Source organism: Amylibacter sp. IMCC11727, assembly GCF_029854195.1.
Taxonomy (GTDB): Bacteria; Pseudomonadota; Alphaproteobacteria; order Rhodobacterales; family Rhodobacteraceae; genus Amylibacter.
The window spans coordinates 671,580-686,424 of record NZ_CP122960.1; the positions used below are offsets into that span (position 1 = coordinate 671,580).

At 54.1% G+C, this 14,845-nt stretch carries 15 protein-coding genes; 7 read left to right on the top strand and 8 right to left on the bottom strand.

What is annotated here, in order from left to right; translation table 11 throughout:
- Nucleotides 1-4: 4 nt before the first annotated feature.
- From QBD29_RS03495 to argB, 4 genes are read right to left on the bottom strand one after another with little or no spacing between them, the layout of a single operon-like run.
- Entirely contained in the window at nt 5-508 is a 504-nt protein-coding gene (locus QBD29_RS03495; RefSeq protein WP_280099937.1) for a histidine phosphatase family protein, read from the bottom strand.
- Complete coding sequence (locus tag QBD29_RS03500) at nt 505-1,164, bottom strand: ferredoxin (RefSeq protein WP_280099938.1); 660 nt, start codon at nt 1,162-1,164, stop codon at nt 505-507. The genes QBD29_RS03495 and QBD29_RS03500 overlap by 4 nt, the downstream gene beginning before the upstream one ends.
- A complete protein-coding gene (locus QBD29_RS03505) occupies nt 1,161-1,955 on the bottom strand; it encodes a sterol desaturase family protein (protein WP_280099939.1) in 795 nt (264 codons plus the stop codon). Before QBD29_RS03505 ends, QBD29_RS03500 begins: the two co-directional genes overlap by 4 nt.
- 17 nt (nt 1,956-1,972) lie before the next feature.
- Nucleotides 1,973-2,836: an acetylglutamate kinase gene (gene argB / locus QBD29_RS03510; RefSeq protein ID WP_280099940.1), complete on the bottom strand. Its 864-nt coding sequence runs from the start codon at nt 2,834-2,836 to the stop codon at nt 1,973-1,975.
- Between the two features lie 94 nt (nt 2,837-2,930).
- On the opposite strand from argB, the gene QBD29_RS03515 reads away from it, so the two are divergent.
- Entirely contained in the window at nt 2,931-3,662 is a 732-nt protein-coding gene (locus QBD29_RS03515; RefSeq protein WP_280099941.1) for an SDR family oxidoreductase, read from the top strand.
- A gap of 74 nt (nt 3,663-3,736) precedes the next feature.
- Here the strand turns inward: QBD29_RS03515 and maiA are convergent, their stop codons facing one another.
- Nucleotides 3,737-4,354 carry a maleylacetoacetate isomerase gene (gene maiA, locus QBD29_RS03520; protein ID WP_280099942.1) on the bottom strand — a complete coding sequence of 206 codons (618 nt, stop codon included), beginning with the start codon at nt 4,352-4,354 and terminating at the stop codon, nt 3,737-3,739.
- Complete coding sequence (locus tag QBD29_RS03525; protein WP_280099943.1) at nt 4,351-4,779, bottom strand: MarR family winged helix-turn-helix transcriptional regulator; 429 nt, start codon at nt 4,777-4,779, stop codon at nt 4,351-4,353. The genes maiA and QBD29_RS03525 overlap by 4 nt, the downstream gene beginning before the upstream one ends.
- Before the next feature lie 133 nt (nt 4,780-4,912).
- Between QBD29_RS03525 and hmgA the strand changes: the two genes are divergently transcribed.
- From hmgA to QBD29_RS03550, 5 genes are all read left to right on the top strand, one after another.
- Nucleotides 4,913-6,277 (top strand): homogentisate 1,2-dioxygenase, encoded by a 1,365-nt coding sequence (gene hmgA, locus QBD29_RS03530; protein WP_280099944.1) that lies wholly within the window; start codon nt 4,913-4,915, stop codon nt 6,275-6,277.
- A 57-nt stretch (nt 6,278-6,334) separates the two neighbouring features.
- On the top strand, nt 6,335-7,606 hold the full coding sequence (fahA, locus tag QBD29_RS03535; RefSeq protein ID WP_280099945.1) for a fumarylacetoacetase: 1,272 nt from the start codon (nt 6,335-6,337) through the stop codon (nt 7,604-7,606).
- A 96-nt stretch (nt 7,607-7,702) separates the two neighbouring features.
- Complete coding sequence (locus tag QBD29_RS03540) at nt 7,703-8,653, top strand: MBL fold metallo-hydrolase (protein ID WP_280099946.1); 951 nt, start codon at nt 7,703-7,705, stop codon at nt 8,651-8,653.
- A 101-nt stretch (nt 8,654-8,754) separates the two neighbouring features.
- A complete protein-coding gene (locus tag QBD29_RS03545) occupies nt 8,755-10,341 on the top strand; it encodes an FAD-dependent oxidoreductase (RefSeq protein WP_280099947.1) in 1,587 nt (528 codons plus the stop codon).
- A 4-nt stretch (nt 10,342-10,345) separates the two neighbouring features.
- A complete protein-coding gene (locus tag QBD29_RS03550; protein ID WP_280099948.1) occupies nt 10,346-10,540 on the top strand; it encodes a DUF2783 domain-containing protein in 195 nt (64 codons plus the stop codon).
- A 270-nt stretch (nt 10,541-10,810) separates the two neighbouring features.
- Here the strand turns inward: QBD29_RS03550 and QBD29_RS03555 are convergent, their stop codons facing one another.
- Nucleotides 10,811-11,563 carry a metallophosphoesterase gene (locus QBD29_RS03555; protein WP_280099949.1) on the bottom strand — a complete coding sequence of 251 codons (753 nt, stop codon included), beginning with the start codon at nt 11,561-11,563 and terminating at the stop codon, nt 10,811-10,813.
- A 42-nt stretch (nt 11,564-11,605) separates the two neighbouring features.
- Here QBD29_RS03555 and QBD29_RS03560 point away from each other — a divergent pair, with 42 nt between their 5' ends.
- A complete protein-coding gene (locus QBD29_RS03560) occupies nt 11,606-13,159 on the top strand; it encodes a hypothetical protein (RefSeq protein WP_280099950.1) in 1,554 nt (517 codons plus the stop codon).
- Nucleotides 13,160-13,787: 628 nt separating this feature from the next.
- Here QBD29_RS03560 and QBD29_RS03565 read toward each other — a convergent pair.
- Nucleotides 13,788-14,747 carry an acetyl-CoA carboxylase carboxyltransferase subunit alpha gene (locus QBD29_RS03565; RefSeq protein WP_280099951.1) on the bottom strand — a complete coding sequence of 320 codons (960 nt, stop codon included), beginning with the start codon at nt 14,745-14,747 and terminating at the stop codon, nt 13,788-13,790.
- Between the last annotated feature and the right edge of the window lie 98 nt (nt 14,748-14,845).

Consider the following 14,845-nt stretch of genomic DNA (forward strand, 5'->3'; position numbering starts at 1 on the left):
GCGTTTACTCCGTCAAATCGCGCGGAACGATGAAATCCACGACCGTGCCTGTGCCCAAAAATGGCGTGGACCAATCGGGAATGTCAAACCGCAACACCGTTGTGGCCGCCGTTGGATACATCTGAAATTTTGGATGATCGGGGTGGTTTTGCGCCAATTGCATGGCCAGTTCACCGAACCCGGGATTGTGGCCAAGCATGATGACCGTGTCACCGCTGGCTTGTTTCAACGCTTCGTAAATGGTTGTGGGCGCCGCGAGGTACAGCCGTTGATGAAAGCTGGATTTTTCAACAGGTGGGAGTTCTGCGCTGATCAAATCCCATGTTTCAACACAGCGCGCCGCGTTTGAAGAAATGGCCTGATCTGGGTGGTGTCCTTTTTCCTGCAACCATTTGCCGATAGCCGTTGCAGATGCGCGTCCCCGTGCATTCAGCGTGCGTTCGTGATCCGACAGTGTCAGATCATCCCAGCTGGATTTGGCGTGTCGGGTGAAGATGAGGGTTTTCATGACGGCTCGGTTCTATGGAAATAGGACATGTGATGGGCGGATTGTTCCGCGGTTCGGTTCGCGCCTTTGGATACTGGGCAGGCGCGGCGGGCAAGGCAACCCTTGGTGAGGCACGTTTTACCAGCGGGGGTGCGCAAATGGGCGTGGCAGGCCTCGGTATTATAGCCATATTCGGCGGATAGGGCATCAACAGGACAAGCGGTGAGGCAAGGTTTGACACAGGGCGTGCAGGGCTGTTCGGGGGGCGTTGGCAAGTCTAAGCGATCCCGAAAAGCGAGCGCACCACGGTAGCTGACCATCAGCCCCGTGGTGTCGTGAACAAGCATCCCTACAGGCGAAGACCACGCGCGGCCTGTTTTGATCGCCCAAGTCAGGAAAGGCGCATAGGGTGGGCCACCGAAAGGCAGAAACGCGGTGGCGTTTAACTGTGTCGCAAGTTCGGTCAGGATGCGGTTGGACCAACGGTCGATTGGGTCTGGTGTCCCGTCCGCAAATTCGGGTGTGGTTTTAAAGTGGGGCCAAAAAGACGGGCTGGGCCCCAGCATCAACAGGGTTTGATGCCCTTCTGGCAAGCCGTCCGCGGTGTCACCATGAAAGCCGCCGTAAATGCTCAGCCCGTTTTGCACGATGAGGGTTTCAACGGCGGCATAGCTCATTTGCGAAAAAACGGTAGGGCGAGGGACCAGCCAATCCGCGTGGGGCGTTCGTCCTGCCATTGCAGGCCAATGGTCATGTCATCATGCCCTTTGGCAGGTTGCGCGATGTAGGTTTTAAACAGCCGATCCCAAAGCGAGATTGAAAACCCATAGTTGCTGTCATGTTCGGATCGTTTGTCTGAATGGTGAACGCGGTGCATGTCTGGTGTCACAAGGAACAGGCGCAAAACCGCATCAACGTTTTTGGACAGTTTCAGGTTGGCGTGGTTGAACATAGCGCAGCCGTTCAGAACGATTTCAAACACCAGCACCGCAACCGCCGCAGGGCCAAGCGCATAGACGGCACCGATTTTCAAAAGCATCGAGAGGGCGATTTCCACAGGGTGGAAACGGATGGCGGTGGTGACGTCGATATCTGTGTCCGCATGATGAACGCGGTGTAAGCGCCACAAGAACGGCACTTTGTGGGTGATGAGGTGCTGTGCCCAGATCAGGAAGTCGAGGATGAGCATGGCCAGAATAAATTCGACCCAAAGCGGCCAATCGGTTTGGTTGAACAGGCCATATCCCCGTGCGCTGGCGTCCCATGCAGCCCCAACCGCGAGGGCAGGGATGGCAATGGCCAAGAGCCGCAGGGTCAGGCTGTCAAAGATGATGATGGCCCAGTTTGTGAACCAGCGTCGGGGCTTTTTCGCGCGCAGCTTGCGGCGCGGGAGAAAGTGTTCAGCGGCAGCCAAAATCAGAAACAGGCCGATAAAGATGCCAAGGCGGTATGTTGCTTCGTTTTCCATTTGCCTGATCTAGCGCGTTAGGCGCGGATCATCGACCCCGCTCCGTAAGTTGTGAACAGTTCGAGCAGACAGGCGTTTTCTTGTTGTCCGTTCATGATGACCACCGCATTTACACCGCCGCGCACAGCTTTGAGCGCTGTTTCGGTTTTAGGGATCATCCCCCCTGCGATCACGCCATCTTTGGTCAGTTCGGTCACTTGATCGGCAGTGAGCGAGGTGATGACATCGCCATCCGCATCTTTGACGCCGTCTACATCCGTCAGGAGCAACAGGCGATCCGCCTTTAAGCCTGCGGCAACGGCCCCCGCTGCGGTGTCCCCGTTGATGTTAAAGGTTTCGCCGTTTTCACCAGAACCAAGAGGCGCGATGACGGGGATCATGCCATCGGCAATCAGTGAATGCACAACCGTGGCGTCCACGGTTTGTGGATCACCCACAAGACCCAGTTCTGGATTGGCTTGCGTGCATTTCAGCAGGTTCGCATCCTTGCCTGAAATGCCCACCGCGCGGCCGCCTTGATCGTTGATGGCCTGAACGATGGCTTTGTTCACCTTGCCAGACAGCACCATTTCGACCACTTCGACAGTGGCCGCATCTGTGACCCGTTTCCCGTTCACAAATTCGGATTTGATATCCAGCTTTTTCAACATGTCATTGATCATCGGCCCGCCACCGTGAACGATTACAGGGTTCACATTGCACTGACGCATCAAAACAATGTCTCGGGCAAAGCTGGCCATGGCGTCGTCTGATGACATGGCATGACCGCCCAATTTAATCACAATGATCGAGCCGTCATGACGCTGCATATGGGGCAGCGCATCCGAGAGCACTTTGGCGGTGGCGATGCTGTCGCGTTTCATGGCTTTTGATTTCTCCATCGGGGGCGTCCCTTTTGCTTTGATCCTGATTAGCCGTTTGCCGCGGATGCGCCAAGGGGCTAAGTTCACCTCTGAACGAAGAAGGAAATCAGTGATGGAACGCAAAACCTTGTTGTTGACGGGAGCAAGCCGCGGAATTGGTCATGCCACAGTCAAGAAATTCAGCGCCGAAGGCTGGCGTGTTCTGACCTGTTCACGTCAAGCGTTTTCAGAACATTGCCCGTGGCCAGGGGGAGAGGAAAACCACATCCAAGTGGACCTGAGCAGCCCTGATAGCACGATGGACGCGGTGGCGCGGGTGCAAAAGCGCCTGCAAGGCGGCAAACTTGATGCACTGGTGAACAATGCGGGGATATCGCCAAAAGGGCCAGATGGCGAGCGGCTGAATACCATTGATACGGATTTGCGCACATGGGGGCAGGTGTTTCATGTAAACTTTTTCGCGCCCGTGGTTCTGGCGCGGGGGTTGCAAGCAGAGCTGGCGGCAGCAAAAGGATCGGTTGTAAATATCACGTCCATTGCGGGCGCACGGGTGCATCCATTTGCAGGGGCCGCCTATGCCACATCAAAGGCGGCTTTGGCGGCGCTGACGCGGGAAATGGCCCATGATTTTGGCCCAATGGGCGTGCGCGTCAATGCGATTGCGCCTGGTGAAGTGGAAACCAGTATTTTGTCCCCAGGAACGGACAAGATTGTAAAACGCCTCCCCATGCAACGGCTGGGACAGCCCGAAGAAGTGGCGGATGTAATTTATTTTCTATGTACGTCGGGCAGTTCGTATGTGTCGGGAACTGAGATCGAGGTGAATGGCGCGCAACACGTTTGAGGTGCGTGCCTGTTTGCAAGTTCAGACTTTGGATTTTTGAATAACAAAAAAAAGGGGCAGGTTTGTGCGCCCCATTAAGGTTGGAAGTGGTCTGGATGGGCCGCGTTTACCGCATCCAGTTGATATAGGTTTTCTGCGATGGAGCGAATTTTGGGGAAGGGTGTCAGGTCCACCTCCCAACGGTCCGCATTGTAAAGCTGCGGGATCAGGCAGAGGTCGGCCATCGTTACCGTATCACCAAAACAATACATTCCTGATTTTGTCAGCATACCTTCAAGTCCAGTTAGGCCTTTGGGAATGAACTGCTGCATCCAGCTTTTCATGGTGATTGTGTCTGAGTTTTCTGACGCAAATTTTGCGACCGACAGATTACAGACAGGGTGAATTTCCATCGCAATTGCGTAGGACAAGGCGCGTACGTGTGCTTTGTCCAAGGGGGCGCGGGGCAGGAAGTGGTGGTAGCCCGCATCGGACAGGTATTCGATAATCGCAAGGGACTGCGTGAGGGTTTCATCATTGATCGACACGCTTGGCACGAGCCCTTGGGGGTTGCGTGCAAGATTTTCAGCACCGCGATGTTCCCCCGTGAGCAGATCAACAGAGATGGCATTAAAATCTAGGCCCGCAAGACCAAAGGCAATGCGTAGGCGATAGGCGGCAGACGAGCGCCAGTAGTCATAGAGAGTAATCATGTGTTTGCTTTCACAAATTTGGCCAGAATGGCGCGAAATTCATCATTTTCCGCGCCGAGCCGTTCGGTGAGTTTGTCTTCAAAGCTATGTGCCAATGGGATGATCTGGGTCATTAGATCATGCCCTTTTGCTGTTAACGCAAGTTTGAGCAAGCGGCGATCATCGGCATTGGTTTCTTTGGTGATATGGCCCGATTTTTCGAGCCGCGTAGCCGCGCGCGAGACTTTGGATTTATCCATGTCCACACGGGCCTGAATTTCGCGCACGGAAACGGGGCCAGTGTTGTGCAGATGCACAATCACCCGCCATTCGGGTACTGTGAGGCCGAAGTTTTCGGCGTAAACTTGGGAAAACTCGCGACTGATCCGCGAAGACAGAACCGCCAGCTGATAGGGAAGAAAGTCATCTAAGGAAAAATCAGACACGAGTGTTCCGTATAATCGTTGCGTTTGATACGAATTTGGCGGTTTGTGGCCAGCTTTGCAACCTTTGGTTTGACTTCGTTGCATTTGCAACGATACAATGAGGGAAGCGAATCCGTAGCGCAGGAGACTTCACATGAACAAACAATCGTTGCCAAAAGGCGTGACGCAAGCGGTGTCAAATGTCGGTGTGACGGAAGGGTACATGCCCGGCTTTGGGAATGATTTTGAAACCGAGGCTTTGCCAGGGGCCTTGCCCATTGGGCGCAACAGCCCGCAACGGATTGAATATGGTCTGTATGCGGAACAGCTGTCAGGTTCGCCCTTTACCGCGCCACATGCCACATTGGAGCGGTCATGGATGTATCGCATTCGCCCAAGTGTGAAACACACAAGCAAGTTTGCCAAAGTGGACATGCCCTATTGGAAGACCGCACCTCATGTTGTGGAGGATGTGATTTCGCTTGGCCAGTATCGTTGGGACCCCGTGCCGTTTAGCGATGAACCCCTGACGTTTGTCACGGGGATGCGCACCTTTACCACGGCGGGGGATGTGGGCACGCAAGTGGGCATGGCGAGCCATGTGTATTTGGCGAACACGGATATGGAAGACGAGTATTTTTACTCTGCGGATTCCGAATTGTTGGTTGTGCCGCAAGATGGCCGTTTGAAGATTTTTACAGAGTTCGGGATCATTGATCTGGAGCCGTTGGAAATTTGTGTTCTGCCCCGTGGCATGGTGTTCAAAGTGTCTTTGCCAGACGGGCAAGCGCGTGGGTTTGTGTGCGAGAATTACGGCGCGAAATTCACTTTGCCTGATCGCGGGCCGATTGGTGCAAACTGTTTGGCCAACCCACGGGATTTCAAAACACCTGTGGCCGCATTTGAAGAAAAAGAAACGCCGTGTCGTGTGACGATCAAATGGTGTGGGCAATTCCACACCTGTGAAATTGGCCACAGCCCGTTAGACGTTGTGGCGTGGCACGGAAATTACGCACCGTATAAATACGATCTGCGCACTTATGCGACCATTGGCTCGATCAGTTTTGATCATCCTGACCCGTCAATTTTCACGGTGCTGACTGCCCCAACTGCCGAAGTGGGCACAGCGAACATTGATTTCGTGATCTTCCCTGAGCGCTGGCTTGCGAATGAAAACACATTCCGTCCGCCGTGGTATCACAAGAACATCATGTCCGAATTGATGGGGAACGTGTATGGCGTATATGACGCGAAACCGAAGGGATTTATTCCAGGTGGGATTTCGTTGCACAACTGTATGTTGCCGCATGGACCGGACGGGAATGCGTTTGATCATGCGACAAAAGAAAGCTGGGACCCTGTGAAATTGACCAATACGATGGCATTTATGTTTGAAACGCGGTTCCCACAGCAGCTGACGGAATTTGCCGCCAAGGATGCGCCTATTCAGGATGATTACCAAGATTGCTGGGATGGGTTGGAGAAGAAATTCGACGGCACACCTGGGCTTAAAGACTAAGAAACACGGCCCCGCATCGAGTGCGGGGCGGTTGAGACCAAAAGAAGGATCGCCAACATGGCATTGATGAAAAGTTGGGTGGAGTCTGCGAACTCTGCTGAAAGCCAATTCCCGCTAAATAACCTGCCCTATGGTGTGTTTTTGGATGCGGATGGCGCCGGCAGCCCCTGTGTGGCCATTGGCGATATGATCGTGGATTTGGGCGTGCTGGAAGATGAAGGCGTGATCGAGACGGGATCAGAAGATCCAGTATTTGATGTGCCGTTCCTGAACGAGTTTATGGACCTTGGTTCCGAAGCATGGGACGCCGTGCGCGCGCGTTTGATGGACCTGTTGAAAGAGGGTGGCGATGATGCGCTGTCTGGGAATGCAGACCTGCGCGAGGCAGCAATGGTTGCGCAAGCAGACGTGCAAATGGCGATGCCGTTTGTGGTGGGCGAGTACACGGATTTTTATGCGGGCCGGCACCATGCAACGAACGTAGGTACCATGTTCCGTGGCAAAGAAAACGCATTGCCACCTAACTGGCTTCACATCCCGATTGGGTATAATGGCCGCGCCAGCACAGTTGTTGTGTCTGGCACAGATTTTCCTCGCCCGAATGGCCAGCTGAAAGGGCCGAACGATGCAGTTCCGAGCTTTGGTCCATGTAAGCGGCTGGATATCGAGCTGGAGATGGGCGCAGTTGTGGGCACAGGAAACAAGATGGGACAACCTGTTTCTGTGGCCGAAGCGGATGAGATGATTTTCGGTTATGTGATCCTGAACGACTGGTCCGCGCGGGATATTCAAGCCTGGGAATACCAGCCACTTGGCCCGTTTCAGGCAAAAGTATTTGCATCAACGATTTCCCCGTGGGTGGTGACAAAAGCGGCGCTCGAACCGTTCCGCACCAACACGCCAGAGCGGGAGTTTGAATTGTTGCCATACCTGCAAGAGCCTGGTCCGATGCTCTATGATATCGATCTAGAAGTTGCGCTTGCCCCAGAAGGCAAAGCGGAAACGATTATCAGCCGCACCAACTACAACGAGATGTATTACTCGTCTGCACAACAGCTGGCGCATCACGCGTCTGGTGGGTGTGAAATGACGACGGGTGATTTGCTCGGCTCTGGGACGATTTCTGGCCCTGAGAAGGATCAACGTGGAGCGCTGCTCGAGATCACTTGGGCTGGGGCGGAGCCGATTGAATTGGATACAGGTGAGACGCGCACGTTCCTTGAAGATGGGGACACTGTCACGCTGCGCGGCGCGGCCAAGGGCGATGGATATACCATCGGGTTTGGCGACTGTGCGGGGACGATTTTGCCTGCGGTGAAGTTTCCGTAATTGCAAGCGGCCCCGCATCATGTGCGGGGCGTTTGGCTTTCGACGGCGACCGCAGAACTGAGTATTTAAAGAACAAAGAAACCAAGGAAGAATATCATGGCGAAGGCGTTTGCATCCCAAGGGGACATGACGGAGAAGAAGATCAGCTTTACCGAAGTGGGGAAGGATCTTTGGGCGTTTACCGCCGAGGGGGATCCGAACTCGGGCGTGATTATTGGCGATGACAGTGTGATGATCGTCGAGGCGCAGGCAACGCCGCGGCTGGCGAATATGGTGATTGAAAAGGTGCGTGAGGTTACGGACAAGCCGATCACCCATGTGGTTTTGACCCATTATCACGCGGTGCGTGTGCTGGGTGCGTCTGCGTTCAATGCGGATCAGATCATCATGTCTGACGCGGCGCGCGGCATGGTGATGGAGCGGGGCCAAGAGGATTGGGACAGTGAGTTTCAACGGTTCCCACGATTGTTTGAAGGCCATGAAAGCATTCCGGGTCTGACCTATCCAACGACGACGTTTAGCGATTCCATGACGGTGTATCTGGGCAATCGTAAGGTTGAGATTAAGCAGATTGGTCGCGCCCATACGGCGGGGGACTCTGTGATTTGGGTGCCAGATGAGCAGGTGATGTTCACTGGCGATATCGTGGAAAAACACTCTGCTTGTTACTGCGGTGATGGCTATTTTGGCGAGTGGGGTCAAACGCTCGACAACGTAAAAGCCTATGATCCGCAATCAGTTGCCCCTGGTCGTGGTGATGCCTTGGTGGGGCGCGAAGCGGTAGATGAAGCCATTGAATTGACACGTGATTTCGTTGACAGCACCTATCGCCCGATTGCACAGGTGGCCGCAAAAAATGGCACGTTGAAGGATGCGTGGGATGCCTGCCGCGAGGTCTGTGATCCGAAATTCAAGGATTACGCGATCTATGAACACTGCTTGCCGTTCAACGTGTCCCGCGCCTATGACGAAGCGCGTGGCATCGCGCACCCACGCATTTGGACAGCGCAGCGTGATCTGGATATGTGGGACGCGTTGCAGGGGTGATTGAACGTCTTTTAGCGAAGTGTTTGGGCTGACTTTGAGCGTCCTGCACTTTGTGCATTGGATGGTAAACTTGATAACGCCCTAAATTCGAGGAGGTCGATATGGTTGATGTAAGATACGAAACTGCCTTTACGCTTTACCCATATCAGCGGTCAGCGGATCAGGATGCGGCGACCCCCGTGCGCCATCCCGTGGTTATCGTGGGCGGTGGCCCTGTCGGGATGGGCATGGCGTTAGACCTTGGGCAAAAGGGTGTGCCCTGTGTGGTGCTCGATGATCATGACGGGGTTGGCGTTGGATCACGTGCGATTTGTTTTGCCAAACGTACGCTTGAGATTTGTGATCGGATGGGCGCTGGCGACCCGATGGTTGATCTGGGTGTGGTATGGAATGTGGGCAAAGTGTTCCGCGAGGAGCGCCAAATTTACGACTTTAATTTGCTGCCAGAAGAGGGGCACAAACGGCCTGCGTTTATCAACCTGCAACAGCCCTATTTCGAAAAGTTCTTGGTTGAGCGCATTCGTGCAGCACAAAGCGAAGGTGCGCCGATTGATATTCGCGGTAAGAACGCGGTTTTAAGCGTGGATGCGCAAGATGATTTTGTCACGCTGGAGGTGGATTCACCCGAGGGGCCGTATACAATTGAAGCGGATTATCTGATTGCCTGTGATGGCGCACGATCCCCTGTGCGCGGGATGCTCGGCCATGATTTCACGGGGCGGGTGTTTGAAGATAACTTCTTGATTTGCGACGTTAAAATGAAAGCGCAGTTTCCAACAGAGCGGTGGTTCTGGTTTGATCCGCCGTTCAATCCTGGCCAGTCTGTATTGCTGCACAAACAGCCCGATGACATTTGGCGGATCGACTTTCAGCTGGGTTGGGATATCGACCGCAAGGCGGTGGTGCAGCCCGAATATTACATGCCCAAAGTGCAGGCCATGTTGGGCCCTGATGTAGCGTTCGAACCCGAATGGGTGAGCGTTTATACGTTCCAATGTATGTCCATGGATTCGTACCGTCATGGGCCTGTTTTCTTTGCTGGGGACAGTGCGCATCAGGTGTCGCCGTTTGGGGCACGGGGCTGCAATGGTGGGATGCAGGATGTGGACAATCTGGCGTGGAAATTGGCTGCTGTGTACCACGGTGAGGCGGATGCAAAACTGCTTGAGTCCTATAACGAAGAACGCAAGCACGGGGCAGAGGAGAATATCCTTAATTCTTCCCGCACCACGGATTTCATGACACCGAAATCCCCGATTGCAAAACTGTTTCGCGAGAGCGTTTTGGACTTGGTGGAACATACGGATGCGATGCGCCCGTTGGTCAATTCCGGGCGCTTGTCGATGCCGTGTGTGTATGATGGATCGTCGCTGAACGGACCAGATGATGCCCGGATGCCAGCGCGCACGCGGGTGGGGGCAACAGTGGTGGATGCGCCTGTGAGCGGAGGGTGGTTGATTGATCAATTGGGGAATGATTTCAAGGTCTTGGCGGTCAATTGCGACATAACCGTTGAAGGATTGGAAACCCTGCGCGTTGATGCGGATCCGCTGATGTCAGAGCGGTATTTGGGGGATGCAGGGCAAGCGGTTTACCTTATTCGCCCTGATCAAATCGTGGCGGCGCGGTGGAAAACCGCAACCCCAGCGGATGTGATTTCGGCATTGCAAACGGCCAAAGGGGGCTGAAGACATGGATGTTTTGAACACGCCTAGAATTGAAGACCCTGATGGGTTTTACGCGGAGCTGCTCGGGGCGCATGAAGGTCTGTCTGAAGCGGAAAGCCATGCCCTGAATGCGCGTTTGGTCTTGTTATTGGCCAATGCGGTTGGGGATCGCGATGTGCTGACAGCCACGCTCAATTTAGCAAAAAAGGCAGGGGGCTAAACCGCAGCGCACGGTGGGGTAAGGATTCCCACCTTAACAATCGGTAAATGTGCTGAAAACATACCAGAAGTGTACCCGCAACGTACCCGCCTTTGTGTGTGGACCGTGCCGTTAGTCCTTTACGCAACGGGCAAAGGTTAACCAAAACCTAACTTAGACGCGTCATATATGAAGCGTCTAATAAGACGCGTCTTGAGCGCAGTGTCTTGAATTGCGTTGGGCAATTGGGGGGCGCTTGGAGGTTCTGACCTCGGTGACTTTGGGACGGATTCAGCTGGGCTCGTCGCTGACCAAAATTTCGCCACGCCCATCGGCGTTTAATTGCCAGATGCCTGTGTCGTCCAAAACGATGGCAGACAGCAGTTTGCCATAGGCTGCGCCCGTGTCGATGTTGATCCGATTGTTGGCATAGCGTGTGACCACATCCACGGGTGTGTGGCCGTGGACGATCAGCTTTTCATAAGGGTGTGGGTGATCATGAAACGGGGCGCGGACCCAGATCAGATCATCCTCCGTTTGATCGGCCAGTGATTTTTCGGGGTTCACGCCTGCATGGGCAAAGAAAGCGCGCGGTGTGTCGAGGTGATCTGGCAGTTTGCGCAGGTAATCGCGGTGGGCGGTTGGCACTTTGGCAATCGCTTCTGCTCTGATTTCGGTTTCTTGTTCGTGATCGAACCCGGTGATGCCGTAACTTTCAAGCGTGGTGAGCCCGCCCAATCGCGGGTGCAGCCATGTGAGGTCTTTTCGCAGGATTGGATCCTGTTCTTGGTGGTCGAGAAACAGGGTCATCATTCGATCATGATTGCCTTTGAGTACGGTCCAAGGTTTACCTGCTGATTGTCCAGCGATCAGAAAGTCGATGACCTCTTTCGAATGGAACCGCCGATCCACCAAATCGCCCACGTGAATGATATGGTGATTATCGCTGGGGTGGGCGGCGAGGTCGGTTGAAATGCGATCGTGGATCAGAGACAGCTGATCCATGTCCCCGTGAATGTCACCTATTGCATAGAGGGTCGTCATATCGGGGTTCCTTGGCGTAAAATCGCGTGATAGCGTTTTCATATGCAGAGATTGAATGAATTTGAACCCCTTCTTCCCGCAGAGTTGAAATTGGTTGAGTTGGCGGGGTCTGGCACGCGTGTGGAAATTGGCGATGGCAACCTGCCCCTGGCAGAGGCAGAGGGTGTGGAAATTCGCGCGGGATTGATCCGATTGATCCTGCTGGGATTAGACCCAGCCGCCGTGCCCCACGCTAAGGGAATACGGGTGCGCGGTGCGCGGATAACGGGGGTTTTGGATTTTCAAGGCGTGGATTGCGCCAATGATCTAAGCCTGTCGCGTTGTGTGATCGACAACGCCCCTGTGTTTGTGAATGCGCAGATGCGGGGTGTGTATTTATCGGGTTGCACCTGCCCAGGCATCAGCGCGGATAATGCGGTGTTTGACGGGTCGGTTTACCTGCGCAGCGGGTTTGAAAGTGCGGGCGAGATTTCCTTACCTGGAGCGCGGATCAGAGGAGATTTGCAAATCTGTAATGCCCGCATTGATGGAGGCGGTCGCGCGGCAGTGTTCGCCAATTCAATCCGTGTGGGTGGGTCGGTGTATTTGGGGGATTACCCCTATGACACGGCTGATACAGAGCTGCATTCTGTTGGGGCGATTGTGTTGTCCAATGCGGATATTGATGAGGATTTTTACTGTCGCAATGTGGCCGTTTCCTCCCCAAGCCTTGGGGCGCAATTGGTGCTGGATGGGGCTGAGGGAGACAATGTGATTGCCCTGTCCATTGCCCGTGCGGAAATTCGGGGGGTTTTGTATTTCAAAAACAACCAGATTTCAGGCGGCATCGTGAATTTTTCAGGGGCGCAAACACGGCGGTTGAATGATGAACCCGTGGGCATTGGAAATGGGCAGGCCATTCGGCTCGATGGATTTGAATATCAGGATTTTGCGCAGCACACAGATGTCAGCGTTGAGGCACGGTTGAATTGGTTGGGGCGGCGCCCTGATGGGATTGATTTCCGCTCGCAACCTTATGAACAATTGGCGCGGGTGTTGTACCGCATTGGCCACCGTGATGATGCGGAATTGGTGTTGATCGAAAAAGAGAACCTGCAAAGGGCCGCAAACCGCGAGGTTTCGGGTGGGGGCATGTGGTTGGCCATGGCGCTGCGTGACAGTTTCAGCCGCATTCTGATCGCCTATGGATATCGCCCTGTACGGGTTTTGGTATGGGCGGCGCTGTTGATGGTGGCGCTGGGCCTGTATTTTCACAAGACGTGGCAGGCGGGCGATATGACCCCTGCGGCGGCGCCGATTTTGGTGTCGGCGGGGTGGGTGTCGGCGACACAAACCCATCCAGAAAATCCAGGTGCGTTTTGGTCCAGCCCAGGGCAGGCAGGGCAGGATTATGAAACGTTTGAAGCCTTTGCCTATGCTGCCGATCTGCTGATTCCCATTGTGAATTTGGGACAAGAGGATGCGTGGGGGCCGAGTACATCACGCAGTGCGTGGGGCTGGCATGGCTGGTGGATACGCTGGCTGGCCAAAGTGATCGGCTGGGTGATTACGGCGCTGGGCGCAGCGGCGGTGACGGGGGTTATTCGGCGGGGGTAGGAGTGAGTTTGGTCTGTCGGGTGCCAGTGCGTCAGGTTAATGGTCGTTCTTACAACATACTTTTTTCGAACAGTTTTCGGATTTTTAGGAAAATAATTGACCCCAAAAAGGAAAATTTTTAACGTTACGAGATTGAACAGCTTTATTCAGAGAAGGAGCATTGTGTGAGAAATTTATTGTTCACCAGTTTTGCTATTGGAATGTTTGCTAGCAGCGCCAGCGCATGTGTTTCCGCTAGTGGGAAGGTGTTTTCAAATAGCTGTGGTTCCTTGAAGAAAGTATGGTATTGCACGCCATCAAACTTTCGGACAAGTTCAGGGGTTCTTTTTAAAGCTACGTGTGGTAGAGGTTCTGGACGCAACAAGTATTATTCCCATGCTTTTACTCTGGGTGCATACGAAACATATACATTGCCAGTACGCAAAGAGCGTTCAGTAAATTATGCTATTTGTGAGTATGGTGAAAATCTAACTTCTGACTCTTCTGGCCGTTACGGATGTGATTGAGAAATTTTACTGCAACGGTCTCTTTGAAATAATTTTTTGATAGTAATATTGCTCTTCTCGTCGGATCGATGACGTTTTGGTTAGGCGCTCGACTTTATGACGGACAGCGTGGATCTAGTGTTTTAAGCCAGCGTCTTTGACCCAACATCCAAAAACTTCTTCCGTCGCGCTTTGCGCAGGGCGTCTGGTTTTTTCTTTTCCAGTTCCGTGAGCATCGCGATTAGGGCGGATTTCACGTTGTTGATCGTGTCTTCCTTGTGGCGTTGTGCGCCGCCAATGGGTTCGGGGATCACCACGTCGGCCACGCCGAGTTGTGTGAGGTCTTGGGCGGTGAGGCGCAGGGCTTCTGCCGCTTCGCGCATTTTGCCAGCGTCTTTCCACAGGATGGAAGCGCAGCCTTCGGGGGAAATGACCGAGTAAACGGAGTGTTCGAGCATCGCGAGTTTGTCGGCGGTGGCGAATGCGACCGCGCCCCCTGATCCGCCTTCGCCGATGATGACGGAGATGACTGGGACTTTGACTTGCAGACATTTTTCGGTGCTGCGTGCGATGGCTTCGGATTGGCCGCGTTCTTCGGCGCCTTTGCCGGGGAATGCGCCCTGTGTGTCCACCAATGTGATGATCGGCAGGCCGAAGCGATCAGCCATGTCCATCAGGCGGATGGCTTTGCGATAGCCTTCGGGGCGAGCCATGCCAAAGTTGTGGTGGATGCGGGATTTGGTGTCTTTGCCCTTTTCATGGCCGATGACCATGACAGGTTTGTCGTTCAGTCGCGCGATGCCGCCCATGACGGCATAATCATCGGCGAAGTTGCGGTCCCCTGCAAGCGGTGTGTATTCGGTAAAGATCGCGTCGATATAATCGGAACACTGTGGGCGATCTGGGTGGCGGGCCACCTGACACTTGCGCCAAGGGGTGAGTTTTTCGTAAAGGTCGACGAGCAGCTCTTCGGCTTTTTTATCAAGGGCCTTGGCCTCTTTCTCTACGTCCATTTCAGGGTTTTGACGGGCCATGGCGCGCAGCTCTTCGGCTTTGCCTTCGATCTCTGCCAGAGGTTTTTCAAATTCGAGATAATTTTGCATCTTACCCTGCGGTGACGTTGATTTTGTTGCGTATTATATGGCGCTTTGGCGGCTGGATTGCAATGGCGGAGCGTGTCGTGGTGACGGATGCCTGCGGC

Bases quoted from the DNA above. Each gene is read 5' to 3' on its own strand.
- fahA (WP_280099945.1), top strand. From the start codon at position 6,335: ATGGCATTGATGAAAAGTTGGGTGGAGTCTGCGAACTCTGCTGAAAGC.
- QBD29_RS03515 (WP_280099941.1), top strand. From the start codon at position 2,931: ATGGAACGCAAAACCTTGTTGTTGACGGGAGCAAGCCGCGGAATTGGT.
- QBD29_RS03545 (WP_280099947.1), top strand. From the start codon at position 8,755: ATGGTTGATGTAAGATACGAAACTGCCTTTACGCTTTACCCATATCAG.
- QBD29_RS03560 (WP_280099950.1), top strand. From the start codon at position 11,606: ATGCAGAGATTGAATGAATTTGAACCCCTTCTTCCCGCAGAGTTGAAA.
- QBD29_RS03555 (WP_280099949.1), bottom strand. From the start codon at position 11,563: ATGACGACCCTCTATGCAATAGGTGACATTCACGGGGACATGGATCAG.
- hmgA (WP_280099944.1), top strand. From the start codon at position 4,913: ATGAACAAACAATCGTTGCCAAAAGGCGTGACGCAAGCGGTGTCAAAT.
- QBD29_RS03565 (WP_280099951.1), bottom strand. From the start codon at position 14,747: ATGCAAAATTATCTCGAATTTGAAAAACCTCTGGCAGAGATCGAAGGC.
- QBD29_RS03500 (WP_280099938.1), bottom strand. From the start codon at position 1,164: ATGAGCTATGCCGCCGTTGAAACCCTCATCGTGCAAAACGGGCTGAGC.
- QBD29_RS03495 (WP_280099937.1), bottom strand. From the start codon at position 508: ATGAAAACCCTCATCTTCACCCGACACGCCAAATCCAGCTGGGATGAT.
- maiA (WP_280099942.1), bottom strand. From the start codon at position 4,354: ATGATTACTCTCTATGACTACTGGCGCTCGTCTGCCGCCTATCGCCTA.
- QBD29_RS03550 (WP_280099948.1), top strand. From the start codon at position 10,346: ATGGATGTTTTGAACACGCCTAGAATTGAAGACCCTGATGGGTTTTAC.
- QBD29_RS03540 (WP_280099946.1), top strand. From the start codon at position 7,703: ATGGCGAAGGCGTTTGCATCCCAAGGGGACATGACGGAGAAGAAGATC.
- QBD29_RS03505 (WP_280099939.1), bottom strand. From the start codon at position 1,955: ATGGAAAACGAAGCAACATACCGCCTTGGCATCTTTATCGGCCTGTTT.
- argB (WP_280099940.1), bottom strand. From the start codon at position 2,836: ATGGAGAAATCAAAAGCCATGAAACGCGACAGCATCGCCACCGCCAAA.